Here is a 14467-nt window from a genome sequence, read left to right as displayed (position 1 = left end):
CCTAGGGCTCGACGCCATCGTCCTCCCTCCCTAAAACGCCCGCCCCGATGATCCGCTGGTTCGCGACCAATTCCATCGCCTCGAATCTGATGATGGGCCTCATCATCGCGATCGGGGTCTGGTGCTATGTCGAGAAGGTCCAGCCGGAGGTGCAGCCGACCATGCACTTCGACCAGGTGCGGATCGACGTGAACTACCGCGGCGGCAGCCCGGAAGACGTGGAGAAGGCAGTGGTGATCCCGATCGAGAGGGCGGTCGAGAATCTCCCGGGGATCGAGACAATTGAATCCCGGGCCAACGTGGGCCGCGGCAACGTGGTGCTCCGCACGACCAAGGGCACCAAGCCCGAGGAACTACTGGAGGATGTGAAGCCGCTGATCGATGGCATCACCACCTTCCCGCAGGAGACCGAGCCACCGCGCTACGAGATCCCCCACAGCTCGAAGTGGTTCGATGTGATCAAAATCGCCGTCTACGGCGAGATGGATGAGAAGGATCTACTCAGCGCCGCGCGCCGCATCCGCGACGACCTGACCGGCCTGCCCGGGATTTCGCAAGCGACGATCCAGGGGGCCTCGCCCTTTGAAGTGGGCATCGAGGCGGACCCGGAGCGGCTCCGCGACTTCGGGATGACCTTCTCCGACCTGACGAATGCGATCCGCCGCAGTTCGCTCGACCTGCCCGCGGGTCAGGTCCAGACGGATGAAGGCTCGCTGGTCATCCGCTCGAAGAACCAAGCCTACACCCGCGATGACTTCGAGAACATCGTGGTGCGCAATGCCAACGGTGCGGAAGTAAAGATGCGCGATCTGGCGCAGATCAGCGACGACTTCGAAGAGAACCGCAAGCTGATCCGCTACAACGGCAAGCCGGCCCTGCTGATCGAGGTGCTACGCTTGCCGCACGAGGACGCGCTGAAGATCGCGGACCGGGTGAAGAAGTATGCGGAAGATTCGCAGGCATCTTTCCCGCAGGGCATTCACCTCGGCATCTGGGATGACAGCTCGATCGAGCTACGCGGACGCATCGGCAGCCTGATCGAGAGCCTCGCACAAGGCAGTGTACTGGTGCTGATCATTCTCGGGCTTTTCCTGAGGCCATCGATCGCGATCTGGGTGGTGCTCGGCATTCCCATCTCCTTCGCGGGGGCCTTCATCGTGATGGCTGCGATGGGCATGACCCTGAACCCGATGAGCATCTTCGGGTTCATTATCGCGGTGGGCATCGTGGTAGACGATGCGATCGTCACGTCCGAAAACGTCTTCACCAAGCTGAAGGAAGGGAAGAGTGGTCTGGAAGCGGCCATCGAGGGGGCTAAGGAAGTGACCATCCCGGTGACCTTCGGCGCCATCACAATCAGTGTCGCTTTCCTGCCGTTGATGTTCTTCGATGGCTTTTACGGCACCTTCGCCCGGCAGATCCCGCCGGTGGTGATCGCCACCATCGCCTTCTCGCTGATCGAAACGAAGCTGGCCCTGCCCTGCCACCTGAAGAACACCACGCTGGAGCCGCGCTTCTTTCTGCGTTTCGACCGCTTCCAGCAGTCGGTATCGAACGGCTTGGAAATGCTGATCGACCGCATCTACAAGCCCTTGATCCTGGTGGCCACGCGGAACCGCTACACCACCCTGGCGATCTTCGCCGCGGTGGCGATGGTGAGCGTGGCGATCCTGACAAGCGGTCGCTTGGGCTTCGTGAACATGCCCTCGATTGATCGCAACCGGATCACCGCGGCACTGACCATGCCGCGCGATACCCCGATGCGGGTAACCGACGAGAGGATCCTGCACATCAAGGCTGCGGCCGAGCAGCTGAAGAAAGAGTTCATCGACCCCGGCACCGGCGAGTCAATCATCCAAGACGTCCTGACCAGCACCGGCGGCTGGGCGGGCGACAACCGTGTGGATGCGCGCCAAGGATTCGTCGTCGCCGAGATCCTTGATCCCGGCGAGCGCTCGGTCCCCGGGCCACGCAACAAGGAGATCGCCAAGCGCTGGCAAGAACTCGTGGGTGACATGAAGGACGCCCAGCAGTTCTGGATCTCCGGCGACCAGGGTGGCGGTTTCGGCGGCGGCGACAACGAGCTCGAAGCCTTGGAAGTAGAGCTCCGCGGACCCGCGACGGCGGAAAAAGAAGAGATCACCGACCAGATCTCCGCTCTGCTGGAATCTTACCCCGGCATTCAGGATTCCTGGACCGATGACTCGCGCTCCAAAGAGGAGCTGCACGTGACGATCCGTCCCGAGGGTGAGGCCCTGGGGATCACGCAGCGGGATCTGGCCAATCAGGTCCGTGCCGCGTTCTTCGGCGAGGAAGCGCAGCGAATCCAGCGCGGGCGGGATGATGTGCGCGTGATGGTGCGGCTGCCCTTGGAGAAGCGCCGGTCGCTGCACACACTGGAGGAGATGCGGGTGCTGACCCCGGATGGAGGTGCAGCGCCCTTCCGCTCCGTGGCCGATGCCCGCTTCGAGAAGGCGCAGTCCGACATCCGCCGCCGGGATGGTGCACAGGTCAGCACCATCGCCGCAAAGCCGGTGGATGAAACGGTGGAGATCACCTCGATTGCCGACTCGATCGAGCCTCGCATCAATGCGCTCCTGCAAGGTCACCCGGAGCTGACCTGGCGATTCAAGGGCTACATCGAGGAGCATCGGGAGACGGGCCTGCGCTTCTGGATCCTCGGCGTCTCCCTGCTGGTCGCGCTCTACATCCTGCTGGCGATCCCCTTCCGCTCGATCCTGCAGCCGGTCTTCGTGATGATCGCGATCCCTTACGCGGTGCTCGGGGCGCTCTTCGGGCACATGATCATGGACATCGTGCCGTCCTACCTTTCAATCTTCGGCCTGCTGGCACTGGCGGGGGTGGCAATCAACGACTCGCTGGTGATGGTGGATTTCATCAACCAGCGCCGCCGGATGGGAGTGCCGCTCTTCGATGCCGTAGTGCAGTCCGGCATCCGCCGTTTCCGGCCGATCTTCCTGACCTCGACTACCACTTTCGTGGGCCTGATCCCGACGATCTTTGACAAATCGCCGGAAGCGCAGTTCCTGAATCCCATGGCGGTATCGATCGGCTTCGGCATGCTCTTCGGCACTTTCATCACGTTGCTGCTGGTGCCCTCCGCCTATCTGGCGGTGGAGGATGCGGTGGCATGGGTGAAGAAGGGCATCGATTGGTATAAAAAGCCTTTCATCCGCGAGGATGCCCCGACGGTGGAAGAGCCCACCGAGGATCCGGCATAACTCGCCGGGAGGTTTTTCACCATTTGCCAAGTCCAACGATCCGTCTAAGCTCGGAGCCACCCGATGGTAAGTCACGCCCCAGATTCCTCCATGCCCGCCACCGACTATGACGTTGTCATCTTCGGCGGCGCTTTCTCCGGCTCGGCGCTGGCGCTGCTGCTGAAGCGGGCACGACCGCAGACGCGGGTGCTGATTGTGGAGAAATCGGAAGCCTTTGACCGCAAGGTCGGCGAATCGACCTCGGAGGTGGCCGGATGTTTCCTCACTCGGGTGCTCGGCCTGTCCCACTACCTCGCCTGCGAGCATTTCCAGAAGCACGGGCTGCGGATGTGGTTTACCACGCCGGACAACGATTGCCCGAACTGCTGCTCGGAGATCGGGCCGAACTCGCAGGCCCGTTTTCCCACCTTCCAGCTCGATCGCTCCTTGCTCGACGAGCACATGCTGGAGATGGCGGGCAAGGAGGGCTGCGAGATCCTTCGCCCGGCTTCGATCAAATCCTTCGAGCTGAAGGGTGCGGGTAAGAATTCGGTCACGCTAAAGCACGCGGGCGAGACCCGCACGATCACCGCCGGCTGGGTGGCGGATTGCTCCGGCAAGGCGGCACTTGTCGCCCGCCAGCAAGGCACCTGGCGCAAGCTCGACGATCATCCGGTGCACTCGATGTGGGTGCGCTACAGCAACGTGATGACGCTCGACTCGCATGAGGCGCGGGTGAAGGCACCGAGCTTGAAAGACGGCCCCAGCGTGGCGCGTGCCAGCGCCACCAATCACCTGATGGGCCGCGGCTGGTGGTCGTGGATCATCCCCCTTTCCAATGGTGATTTCTCCGCCGGGGTGACTTGGGACGAACGGATTTTCACGCCGCCTTCCGAAGGCCCGATTGGCGAGCGGGTGAAGCAGCACCTGCTGAACCATCCGATCGGCAAGCTGATGTTCGCCGATGCCGTGGCGATCGAAAACGACGCCCGCATCTACAAGCACCTGCCCTACTATTCCACCGAAGTGTGCGGCGATGGCTGGGTGCTCGCGGGAGATGCCGCGGGCTTCATGGATCCGCTTTATTCGCAGGGTCTCGACTACTGCGCGCACGCGACCTACTGCGCGCACAACATCATTGGGAAGGCCTTGAACGGCGAATGCGTGAAGATGGCACTGGCCCATCACAACGTGATCTACCCGCAGTCCTACCAGCGATGGTTCCACGGCCTCTACAAGAACAAGTATCAGTATCTCGGCGATGCCGACCTGATGCACGCGGCCTTCCTCATGGACATCGCCGCCTACTTCATCGGCCCTGTCCGCGCGGTCTATGCGGATACCCACCGCGAGTATTCCACCATGCCCTACAACGGCCCCGGCGGAGCAATCTTCGCGAAGCTGATGCGCTTCTACAACCGCCGCCTGGAGACCATCGCGCGGAAGAGACTCACGGCAGGAACTTACGGGAAGAACAACCTCAAGCACCGCCACTTGGTTCGCATGCCCTTCGAGCCGAACATGAAGGCCGTGCGCCATCTCTTCGGCGGCATGCGTGTCTGGCTGAAGCTGGAGGCGGAGACCATGTTCGTTCGTCCTGCGGAGGAACTGCCCCAGCCCGCGATGAGCACGCCAAAGGCGCGGATGGCGGAGGTGTCATAAGCTCTGATCGAGCGGGGGAAACGCAAGCCAAGTAGTGTCTCGCAATTGGAAGGCACGGTCGCGAAAAGCCTCTTCAGGTATTCGCTCAAGAATCGCCTTGAGCCGGGAAATGATTCCGGCCCGATTCGGCTGCCTTAGGGCGACTACTATAATTCCAGCATGCCGAGGGAAGAGGATGGGGATCGTATGGAAGAAATCTCGGTCGGTAGTCAGCAGGATGGCCCCCAAGCTTTGAGCTTTCTCGAATACTTTCTGATCTTCCATTCCCTCGTCCGGAGTTCCCCGGAAGTCGACGACGTCGTGCCCCAATTCCACCAAGATCCCAATGGCAGCTTTCGGGAAGTTCTCATCCAAGAGAAACCTCATGCACGGCATCGTATCCCGAGGTTTGGTAGTCGGATAGACGTCCTGCGAACTCAAGGGCGGCTGCGAGATCTCCTGCGGTGATCGAAGGATAGTCTTCCAAAACCAACTCTTGGGAGTCTCCTCCACTCAACGCTCCCAGCAAGGTCGAGACGAGCACGCGAGTCCCGCGAATCACGGGCTTCCCGTGACAAATCCGGGGATCAATCTGGATCCTCTCATTCACGACGATACTTTGACACCAAAAAGCCTGCATTCAAGCCCGATCAGCCCTCGCCCAGATCGCCCTTCGCGGCGCGAGCATGCCAGCCCGGCAGCAGGAAGATCGAGACAGCCATGCTGAGGAGAATGCCGATCACGGCGACTTGACCGAGGCTTACCAAGGCGTCGCTGGACGAAAAGCAGAGCGAGCCGAAGCCGATGACGTTTGAGGCGCCGCAGAAGAGCAGGGCCTTGCCGGTGCCGTTCCAGAGCTCTTTAAAGCACATGCCGGTGCGCTTGAGCGAGAGCGTGACATGGATCGCATAGTCGATGCCCGTCCCTAACAAGAGCGGCGTGGCCATCAGGTTGATGAAGTTCCACTTCAGCCCCAGAACCCGCATCACCGCGAGCATGACCACGGTGCTGACCACCATGGCGAGCAGGGCGAAGGCGACGTCCCGGAAACGGCGGAAGATGAAGGCCATCATCCCGACCAGAAGCACGCCCATCGGCAGCAGCATCTTGGCGGTATCATCCTTCACCAGGCCCGAGATGGCGGGCTTGAAGAGGCTCCAACCGCTGAGCCAGATACCATCGCCATTCAACGCGCGGAGTCGTGGGTAGCCTTCGGTGTCCGGCCCCACTTCATCCGCCGGAATTACCGAACCAAGCACCAATCCCCCACCCTTCTCATCGCGCTGGATGAAGAGCCGCATGATCTCGCGCGCGGCCGGAGAATCGGGATAGAAAGAACCGGCCTGCCCCACGGCCTTGCCGAGCAGTTCGAAAACCTGTCGCCCCAAGGCCGTGCCCTCTTCGGTGAATCCGGCCTCATCCGCCTCCGCCAGCAAACGCGGGCCGTCCTTCGAGAGCGCTTGCAGCGCCCCGGCATTTTCCCGCTGCCAGTCCGGATCCGGCCACCAGCCGAGGGGAATCGCGCCTTCTAACAGAATACCCTCCGCCTTGCCCTTCTCGAGGCGCGACTCCGCTTCGTGGATCCGGGCCAGCATCTCCTCGTCCCGTTCCGCCTCGATGATCACCCGCAGCAAGCGCGAATCCCGATCCGGGAACTTCTCCCGCATCCGTTCGAAGGACTGCATCGCCACGCTATTGCGGGGGCGCATGATGTTCGAATCGTAAATCAGCCCCGGCAGGCCGAGAGCCATCAGCACGACCACGGCGGTCGCCACCAGTGCACCGGTGAAAATCCACGACTTCCTGCGCCGGGGCAGCCACTTCGCCTCGTCATCGGCAGGAGCCCGGTTCACCCCGAACTTGGCCACCCATGGCAGGTAGAACACGATCATCAGCACACCGGCGGCTACCAAACCGTAGGCCACGATGCTGCCGAGCTGGGCCATGCCGGGCAGGCCGCCCAGATTCAAAGCCAAGAAGACCACCCCGGTGGTGGCAGCACCGCAGAGCACCGGCTTGCCGCTGGCGTGCAGCAGTTCCTTCCGGTTGTGCCCGGCCACCTTGGCCTCCTGACAGATCACCAGCCCGTAGTCCGTCGCCAAGCCAATCAGAATCTCCGCCGAGCTCAGCGCCATGATACTAAGCTCCCCGTAGATCCAGCCCGCCACACCGAGCGCGACCGCGAACACCAGGCAAAGCGTCACGATCAGCCCGCCCAGCAGCATCAGGCGCCGCTGCATCCACCAGAAAAGCAGGCCGATCAAAGTCAGGGTCAGGCCGATTGAGCCGCTGAGATCCTCCTCCATGGCCATACCGATCTCCGAGGAGAAGACCGGCTCGCCCGTCATCCGCACCGTGAAACCCTGCCCCTCCCCTGTTTCCCACACCGCCGACTCCGCCCGGATCTTCTTCACCCATTCCCCCGCCTGGCGGTAGCCGTGCACCTCTTGCGGAGCATCCACGAAGATGAGGTGGGCGGTGCCATCCGCACTGGCGAAAGCCGCGCTGCCCTCCCCCGAGGATGCCAACACCTGCGCCACCGCGGGATGCGAAAGGAAGCCGAAGGGATCGTGCGCTTGCATTGCCAGATCCTGGCCCTCGATCGAAGTCGCGATGCTCTCCAGCACCTCCTCTATCTGCGCCTGCGAGTTCTGCGCGGAGAGCCGCTCCGCCAAGGCCTTCGCCTCCGCGGGGTCGCCGTTCAGCCAAAGATAGGCCAGCAACTGCGCCAGCCCCTGCGGATCCTCCTGCCAGCGCGGCTGCCAGCGGGCCTTCTTCACCGCACCCGATGCCTCGAGCGCCTTGGACAGCGACTGTGCGGCCTCGGAAGGCGATCCGCCGTGATTGCTCTCCACCAGCAGGATTGCCTCGTCCTCCCGGGCAAAGGCCCGATGTTGCGCCTTCAGCCCCTTCACCTCCGGCAGGTCGCCCGGCAGCATGGAAAGGATGTCCGTATCGAAGCGCAGCCGCGAAAGCCCGCATGCCGCCACGGCCACCGCCGCGAGCAGCATTCCGTAGAGCCACCATTTCCGCATGCGCGGAGGGAAGAGACTGGCGGCGGGATTGGAAAGGCGAACATCGAGCATCTGGCACCGGATCCCGAATATTCGGTGAAAAGGCGCTTGGAAGGCCCCGCTTCCGCGCTTCCTATTCCCCCATGCGAGCACTGCTGGTCCTCTTTTCCCTGATCTCGATTGCCCGGGCCGAGCTGGACATCAAGCCGCTGGAGGCATGGATCGCCCGGCAGAAGGATCTGAAGAGCCTGGAGGCGGACTTCGTGCAAGAGCGCAAGCTCCCCTCGCTGAAAAAGCCCATTTCCACACCCGGACGCCTGCGCATGGAGCGCCCCGGCAAGCTGCTCTGGGAGCTCGGCCAACCGGTCAAGACCATGGCCGTCTCCGATGGCAGCACGATGACCTTGGTCGATGTCGCCAAGAAGCGCGGCAAGCGGATCGACGCCGATTCCTCGGAAGCGCGCCAGTTCACGATGCTCTCGAATCAGGCCTTCCAAGACCTGGCCGGCTTCCAGGATGCCTTCGAATTAGTCGAATCCCGGGTCACCGAGGGCATCTACCAGCTGACCGTGCGCCCCAAGGACAAGCAGATGCGCAAGCATGTGAGCTGGATGTTCCTGGACATCGACATGAAGTCTCAGGAGCTCCGGGCGCTGGATCTGGAGATGGAGGACAAGTCGCGGATCCGGACCGTGTTCTCAAAAGCGAAGATCAATCCGAAGATCGATCCGGCCGTTTTCACCCCGGATTTGAGCGGTTACCGCATGCTTTAAGGACTCCCCGCGGCTTCTTTGCGGATTCCATGAAGCTCCGGTGAAAAGGGGGCGGGGACGGTATTTCCCCTTCCCCGGAACCGGGCTTTTCCTGTTAGCATCCCCCACGTGAATCCCGATATCCGCTCCCTGCTGGAGCATGCTTTCAACGCCGGAGCCAGCGACGTTTTCATGATCGAGGGCGAGCGCCCGCGGGTTCGGAGCGACGGGGAGATCATCATCGCCCACGGCGGACCCATCGACCGCGAGGACATCGCCGATATCTGGCGGACCTGCGGCTACGATCCGGAGACCACCACCGATGGAGACTCCAGCATCGCTGTGGAGGGAATCGGCCGCCTGCGAACCAACCTCTATCGCTCGCTGGGACGCTTAGCCGTGGCGCTCCGCCCGATCAAGAAAGTCATCCCGGAGTTCGACGAGCTCGGCCTGCCGGGGAACATGCTCGCCTCCTGGATGCAGCGGCGGTCCGGTCTGATCATCGTCTGCGGTCCCACCGGCTCGGGCAAGTCCACGACCATCGCCTCCAGCCTGCAGTGGGTGAACCGGAATCAGGCGCGGCACATCGTCACCATCGAGGACCCGATCGAATACCTTTTCGAGAACGACCGGGCACTCTTCTCCCAACGCGAGGTGCGGCGGGATACCGAGAACTTCAACGTGGCCCTGCGCGCCGCGCTGCGCCAAAACCCGGACATCATCCTCTTCGGCGAAATCCGCGATGCGGAATCCGCCTTCACCGCCCTGCGTGCCGCAGAAACGGGTCACCTGGTGATCTCCACCCTCCACGGCTCGGGCGTGGCAGGCGTGCCGACCGCCATGGAACGCCTGAACCGCATCCTCAGCGATTCCGGCAGCGCGGGTGCCGCCAGCCTTCTCTCCCACCAGCTTGTCGGGGTCATTGCCCAGCAGCTCCTGCCCCGCATCGATGGCGGCGTGGTGGCCGTGCTCGAGTACTTCGAGAACGTGGGTGCAACCCGCAAGTGGATCGAGGAGGGCCGTTACGACGAGATCAAGGACTACCTCAACAAGGCCGATGAGTCCGTCGGCTGCTCCTTCCTGCGCTATCTGATCGCCGCCACCAACCAAGGCATCATCGATCCAGTCATCGCCCGCTCCGCGACGGACCGGCCGCAGGATTTTGATCGCGCCATGCGCGGCATTTCATAGTTATACCTTATACCACCATCGTGAGCCAGATCCGCGAAATCACCGATTACCTCCGCCAGACCGTCGAATTGGGGGGCTCGGACCTCCACCTCTCCGCTTGGGCGCCGCCGGCTGCCCGCGTGGGCGGCAATCTGGTTCCACTGGAGGACTTCATCCTCGATCCGGAGGCCACCCGCCGACTGATTCTCGATACCCTCTCGGAGGCCCAGCGCGCCTCGCTCGAGCAGAGCTGGGAACTCGACTACGCCCTGCAGGTCGAGGGCATCGGTCGCTTCCGTGGCAATGTCCACATCGCCCGCGGCAGCCATGAGGCCGCCTTCCGCTACATCCCGCAGCACGTCCCGGATTTGGGCGAGCTGGGCCACCACGCCGTGGTGCACGATATCTGCCAGCTTCGCCGCGGCTTGGTACTCGTAACCGGCATCACCGGCTCGGGCAAGTCGACCACGCTTGCCGCGATGATCAAACGGATCTCGGAGAACCGCTCCGGGGTGATCGTGACGATCGAAGACCCGATCGAATTCGTCTTCAGCCACTCGAGCTGCCTGATCAAGCAGCGCGAGGTGGGAGCGGATACCAAGGCCTTCCCGACCGCCCTGCGCCAAGCGCTGCGCCAGGACCCGGACGTGATCGTGGTGTCCGAAATGCGGGATCTTGAGACCATCCGCATTGCCCTTACGGCGGCGGAGACCGGTCACCTCGTGCTCGCCACGCTCCACACCGTGGATGCGCCGCAGTCGATCGACCGTCTGGTGGACGTTTTCCCTCCCGACCAGCAGCCTCAGATCATCACCCAGCTCTCCGGCGTGCTGGAGGCGATTGTTTCCCAGCGCCTGCTGCAGCGGGCCGATGGTCATGGCCGCATTCTGGCGTCCGAAGTGCTACGCGCCAGCCACGGCATCCGCGCCTGCATCCGCGAGCGCAAGCTGGAACAGATCGTCGGCTTGATGGAAATCGGCTTCAAGGACGGCTCGCGCACGATCGACCAGACCATCGCGATGCTCCTCGAAAGCGGTTACATCACCCGCGAAGAAGCTCTCTTCAATTGCCGCGAAAAGCGGAACTTCCCCGAACCTCCCGCGGAAGAGCCTAAGAAACAGAAATCAATCTGGACCTGATGGATCCCCGCGTTGTTACCACACTCAAGCTGGCCCTCTTCGCGATGGTCGGCCTCTTCCTGTTCTCGTTTACCTCGAAACACTACCGGCGCTACACCAAGAAGGAAGCGCTCGCCACGGAGATGCGGACACTCGTGTCCGACCCTTCATTCTACCGCTGTCCCACCACCGAGAACGCGCACACCGTGCTCCTGCGCGGGATCACCGTGATCGACCGCGCCAAGTCGCTCGGCCTGGAGCCCTCCGCCTTCTTCGACAAGGTATTCCGCCGCGACAAGAAGAGCGAGAAGCCGATCAACGACGAGTTCGAGGAGTATCCCACACGCGAGAAGCTCGCCCGCGATACCATGCTCCGCGCCTATCAACACGCGGAGCAAATGGGCCTGCTCACACGCGTGGAATATCGCGACTATTTGGACAAGGGTACGGTGCCGGACGTGATCCCGCAGCCGAAGGTCTCGAACATCATCGATCCCGCCTTATCCCCCGGAATGGAGAAGATCGTTCCCAACCTCGAGCTGCGCCTCCCCTCGAAGGTTGAAGCCCCCCCCTCCGACCTGGAAATCGCCGCGGCGAAGAGCTTGGCCTCCGACTTGTATAGCGCCCGGGTGATCGAGCACGATGCGGAAGCGCGGATCGCGGAATATTACGACAAGGTTAAGCAAAAGCCGCAACCCTGAGGAAAGGGCTCGGTCAGTTGTTAGACGCGGATCACCTTATCTTCGGGGAAGCCCGGTTCGATACTTATCGAACTAGGCCTTCCCCCTAACTAAGAGATTGACCGTTCTAAACAAACAGAACACCGTGGAATTGCGTTTGAAACCTAACGTACTCCCATGAAAACAAAGTCGCTCATCCAAGCCGCTCTCCGCGGCGGAATCGCAAGCCTCGCGATCACCCTGCTGGCACTTGGCTCCCCGGCACAGGCCGCTTCTCCCAAGGCCCTTCAATTTACTTCCAGCGTGGTGAATACCGCCGGAAGCACGATGACGCTGGACCACCCCCTGCTAAACGGGAAGCCGAAGCTCAACCTTATCCTTACCCAGCGCTTGGGCCCGGGTGTTGTTTATAACAACCACCCCGTCGGGGTCCAATACGATCCCGCCAACGGCCGATGGCAGATCAGGAACGAAGACGTTGCCGCGATCCCCGCGGGAGCTTGCTTCAATGTTCTGATCCCCGCCTCCAGCAAGCGGGTGGGAACCACGGTCGATTCCGTCTGGGATAATGTCACCACTTTCACTTATCAGTTCAACAAGCCGAATGCGCTGCTGCTTGCCACGCATATCGTAAATCCGGTTCTCAATTTCCCGGGCAATCTTCTCCCGAGGAACATCGGAACCTATTACACCGGCACCGGCTCCACCTATCCGCTGTATTACAACAAATGGAGCGTCTACACTGAAGATGGCGGCGACCTGCCGGTGGTGGGTTTTAATATTGCCGACGTTTCAAAAACGAAGATCGGAGGGGTGGCTAATTCTTTCGTCTTCACCACGACCGCCGGAAACACCTCGGCCAACCAAGGGATCATCAACAACTCCGTGACGAACGATAAACCCAACGCAGTTGTTTTCGTCACCCACGTGTACGGCTTCGGAAGCAGCACTTATCAAGATACCCCTCTCGGAGTCTGGTATTCGGGTGGCACTTGGCGGATCTTCACGCAAGATACCTCGGCCATGCCCGCAAACCGCGCTTTCGTGGTAAGCTCCTATCCTCTGACTCCCTGAAGTCAGGACTGATAGCAAATATCAATTCCAAGGGCGAGCGGTATCCCGCTCGCCCTTTTCTTTGCCGGCCGGCTTAAGCTTGGGAGTGGATGATCCGGGTGATCTCCAAGGCCAACTCCAGTGCCGCCGTTCCTTGCTGGCCCGTGACCGCCGGATCGTGACCGTGAGCCACGCTGGCAATGAAGGCGGCCAACTCGAGCTTCAGGGGCTCGTCCTTCTCCACCTCCACCTCACCGCGCTGGATCGACATCCCCTCGCGCCAATGGATCTGGCCAGCCTGCTCTTGGTAATCGAGGGAGAGATAGCAGTCCGATTGGAAGACGCGGATCTTGCGCATCTTCTCCGGACTGATGCGGCTGGCCGTCACATTCGCCACGCAGCCATTCCGGAAGCGCAACCGGGCGTTCGCGATATCCTCGGAAGGCATGAGCACCGGCACCCCGACCGCATCGATGCTTTCCACCGGCGAACGTACCAAGTGCAGGATGATCTCCAGATCGTGGATCATCAGGTCCAGCACCACGCCGATGTCGATGCTGCGGTTCGGGAAGGGCGAAAGGCGGTGCGCCTCTATGAACTTCGGATGAGTCAGGCGCTGCTCAAGCTGCCGCAGCACCGGATTGAAGCGTTCGATATGACCCACCTGCAGGATCTTGCCCTCGCGCTTTGCCGTCTCCACCAGGATCCGGGCATCCTCCACGGAGGGCGCGATCGGCTTCTCCATCAGGACGTCCGAGCCCAGCTCCATCAGCCGGCAGCCAACCTCGCGATGAGCCACGGTGGGCACCGCTACGCTGATCGCCTCCGCCAGCGACGCCAGCTCCTCCAGTGAGGCCACCGGCACGGTGCCGAACTCCTCCGCCACCGCCTTGGCCCGCTCGAAATCCGCGTCGTAGACCCCGCACAGCTGCGCCCCGGGGATCAGGCTGTAAACGCGGGCATGGTTGCGCCCCATCGACCCTGCTCCCGCCACCCCTGCTCGAATCGTCTCCATGCCCGCTAGCTAGAGCCCCGGAGCCTCTCGGGCAAGTTCTTCACGGGGCATCGCGCGTGCCCAAGTTCCCGCTTGGCTTTTCTCCGCCGCCGCGTGGAGTAGGCGGATGCGACTTCTCGCCCTGCTCCTCATTCCCTTCACCGCCCTCGCCGCCCCCACCGAGTCCCGCGAATCGCTGGAATGGAACAAGGGTGAAAAACTCTCCTATCTCCAATACCTCCCGGAAGGTTATGAGGCGGCAGCAAAGGGCAGCCTGCCGCTCGTCATCTTCCTCCATGGGGCTGGAGAGCGCGGCGACAATCTCGATCAGATCAAGAAGCACGGCCCGCCGATGGTCGCGATGAACGGCCATGGGTTCCCCTTCATCCTCGCCGCGCCCCAGTGCCCGCAGGGCCGCTGGTGGAATCCGGACGAGATCATCGCCTTGACCAAGCACCTCGCCAAAACCCTGAAGGTCGATACCAAGCGCATCCACCTCACCGGCATCAGCATGGGCGGCTTCGGCACCTGGGCCTGCCTCGCCAAGGAGCCCGAGCTCTACGCCAGCGGGGTACCGATCTGCGGCGGCGGCGATCCCAGCAAGGGGGAGATTCTCAAGAAAATCCCGATCTGGACCTTCCATGGCGACAAGGACCAAGCCGTGCCAGTGACGAAGACCCAAGAAATGGAAAAGGCGATTCTGGACGCCGGTGGCAAGAAGCTGCTGGTGACTTATTATCCGGAGGAGGCCCACGAGTCTTGGATTCCCGCTTACAAGGATCCCGCGCTTTTTGCATGGATGATGCTTCAGCACCGATAAATCC

Annotated in this window: 12 protein-coding genes; 8 read left to right on the top strand and 4 right to left on the bottom strand. The window is 62.0% G+C overall.

Going from position 1 to position 14467, the window contains the following annotated elements; translation table 11 throughout:
• The first annotated feature begins 47 nt into the window (after positions 1-47).
• Both OJ996_RS02835 and OJ996_RS02830 read left to right on the top strand, forming a co-directional pair.
• Positions 48-3242, top strand: a complete 3195-nt coding sequence (locus OJ996_RS02835) for an efflux RND transporter permease subunit (protein ID WP_264510927.1) — start codon at positions 48-50, stop codon at positions 3240-3242.
• Between the two features lie 90 nt (positions 3243-3332).
• Positions 3333-4883, top strand: a complete 1551-nt coding sequence (locus OJ996_RS02830) for an NAD(P)/FAD-dependent oxidoreductase (RefSeq protein WP_264510926.1) — start codon at positions 3333-3335, stop codon at positions 4881-4883.
• Here OJ996_RS02830 and OJ996_RS02825 read toward each other — a convergent pair.
• Genes OJ996_RS02825 through OJ996_RS02815 form a run of 3 tightly spaced genes read right to left on the bottom strand, consistent with a single transcriptional unit; the run spans position 4878 to position 7948 of the window.
• Positions 4878-5237 carry a DUF5615 family PIN-like protein gene (locus OJ996_RS02825; RefSeq protein WP_264510924.1) on the bottom strand — a complete coding sequence of 120 codons (360 nt, stop codon included), beginning with the start codon at positions 5235-5237 and terminating at the stop codon, positions 4878-4880. The two genes, OJ996_RS02830 and OJ996_RS02825, sit on opposite strands and share 6 nt — an antisense overlap.
• Positions 5230-5502 carry a DUF433 domain-containing protein gene (locus tag OJ996_RS02820; RefSeq protein WP_264510922.1) on the bottom strand — a complete coding sequence of 91 codons (273 nt, stop codon included), beginning with the start codon at positions 5500-5502 and terminating at the stop codon, positions 5230-5232. The genes OJ996_RS02825 and OJ996_RS02820 overlap by 8 nt, the downstream gene beginning before the upstream one ends.
• A gap of 10 nt (positions 5503-5512) precedes the next feature.
• Positions 5513-7948: an MMPL family transporter gene (locus OJ996_RS02815; RefSeq protein WP_264510920.1), complete on the bottom strand. Its 2436-nt coding sequence runs from the start codon at positions 7946-7948 to the stop codon at positions 5513-5515.
• Between the two features lie 71 nt (positions 7949-8019).
• On the opposite strand from OJ996_RS02815, the gene OJ996_RS02810 reads away from it, so the two are divergent.
• The 5 genes from OJ996_RS02810 to OJ996_RS02790 all read left to right on the top strand — a co-directional run bounded on the left by OJ996_RS02810 (position 8020) and on the right by OJ996_RS02790 (position 12670).
• Positions 8020-8649, top strand: a complete 630-nt coding sequence (locus OJ996_RS02810) for a LolA family protein (protein ID WP_264510918.1) — start codon at positions 8020-8022, stop codon at positions 8647-8649.
• Between the two features lie 108 nt (positions 8650-8757).
• A complete protein-coding gene (locus tag OJ996_RS02805) occupies positions 8758-9819 on the top strand; it encodes a type IV pilus twitching motility protein PilT (protein ID WP_264510916.1) in 1062 nt (353 codons plus the stop codon).
• 20 nt (positions 9820-9839) lie between these two features.
• On the top strand, positions 9840-10937 hold the full coding sequence (locus OJ996_RS02800) for a type IV pilus twitching motility protein PilT (RefSeq protein ID WP_264510914.1): 1098 nt from the start codon (positions 9840-9842) through the stop codon (positions 10935-10937).
• On the top strand, positions 10937-11617 hold the full coding sequence (locus OJ996_RS02795; RefSeq protein ID WP_264510912.1) for a hypothetical protein: 681 nt from the start codon (positions 10937-10939) through the stop codon (positions 11615-11617). The genes OJ996_RS02800 and OJ996_RS02795 overlap by 1 nt, the downstream gene beginning before the upstream one ends.
• Positions 11618-11773: 156 nt before the next feature.
• A complete protein-coding gene (locus tag OJ996_RS02790) occupies positions 11774-12670 on the top strand; it encodes a DUF7452 domain-containing protein (protein ID WP_264510910.1) in 897 nt (298 codons plus the stop codon).
• Positions 12671-12743: 73 nt separating this feature from the next.
• Here the strand turns inward: OJ996_RS02790 and OJ996_RS02785 are convergent, their stop codons facing one another.
• Positions 12744-13664: a Gfo/Idh/MocA family protein gene (locus tag OJ996_RS02785; RefSeq protein WP_264510908.1), complete on the bottom strand. Its 921-nt coding sequence runs from the start codon at positions 13662-13664 to the stop codon at positions 12744-12746.
• A 106-nt stretch (positions 13665-13770) separates the two neighbouring features.
• Between OJ996_RS02785 and OJ996_RS02780 the strand changes: the two genes are divergently transcribed.
• Positions 13771-14463 (top strand): carboxylesterase family protein, encoded by a 693-nt coding sequence (locus tag OJ996_RS02780; protein WP_264510906.1) that lies wholly within the window; start codon positions 13771-13773, stop codon positions 14461-14463.
• Positions 14464-14467 lie beyond the last annotated feature (4 nt).

Source organism: Luteolibacter rhizosphaerae (genome assembly GCF_025950095.1).
GTDB classification, from domain to species: Bacteria; Verrucomicrobiota; Verrucomicrobiia; order Verrucomicrobiales; family Akkermansiaceae; genus Haloferula; species Haloferula rhizosphaerae.
The sequence above is the reverse complement of the archived record's forward strand: the minus strand, read 5'-3'. Positions and strand labels throughout refer to the sequence as shown.

What these genes read in the sequence shown, in the direction of transcription:
- OJ996_RS02835 (WP_264510927.1), top strand. Translation starts at nt 48, where the DNA reads ATGATCCGCTGGTTCGCGACCAATTCCATCGCCTCGAATCTGATGATG.
- OJ996_RS02830 (WP_264510926.1), top strand. Translation starts at nt 3,333, where the DNA reads ATGCCCGCCACCGACTATGACGTTGTCATCTTCGGCGGCGCTTTCTCC.
- OJ996_RS02820 (WP_264510922.1), bottom strand. Translation starts at nt 5,502, where the DNA reads ATGCAGGCTTTTTGGTGTCAAAGTATCGTCGTGAATGAGAGGATCCAG.
- OJ996_RS02815 (WP_264510920.1), bottom strand. Translation starts at nt 7,948, where the DNA reads ATGCTCGATGTTCGCCTTTCCAATCCCGCCGCCAGTCTCTTCCCTCCG.
- OJ996_RS02810 (WP_264510918.1), top strand. Translation starts at nt 8,020, where the DNA reads ATGCGAGCACTGCTGGTCCTCTTTTCCCTGATCTCGATTGCCCGGGCC.
- OJ996_RS02795 (WP_264510912.1), top strand. Translation starts at nt 10,937, where the DNA reads ATGGATCCCCGCGTTGTTACCACACTCAAGCTGGCCCTCTTCGCGATG.
- OJ996_RS02790 (WP_264510910.1), top strand. Translation starts at nt 11,774, where the DNA reads ATGAAAACAAAGTCGCTCATCCAAGCCGCTCTCCGCGGCGGAATCGCA.
- OJ996_RS02785 (WP_264510908.1), bottom strand. Translation starts at nt 13,664, where the DNA reads ATGGAGACGATTCGAGCAGGGGTGGCGGGAGCAGGGTCGATGGGGCGC.
- OJ996_RS02780 (WP_264510906.1), top strand. Translation starts at nt 13,771, where the DNA reads ATGCGACTTCTCGCCCTGCTCCTCATTCCCTTCACCGCCCTCGCCGCC.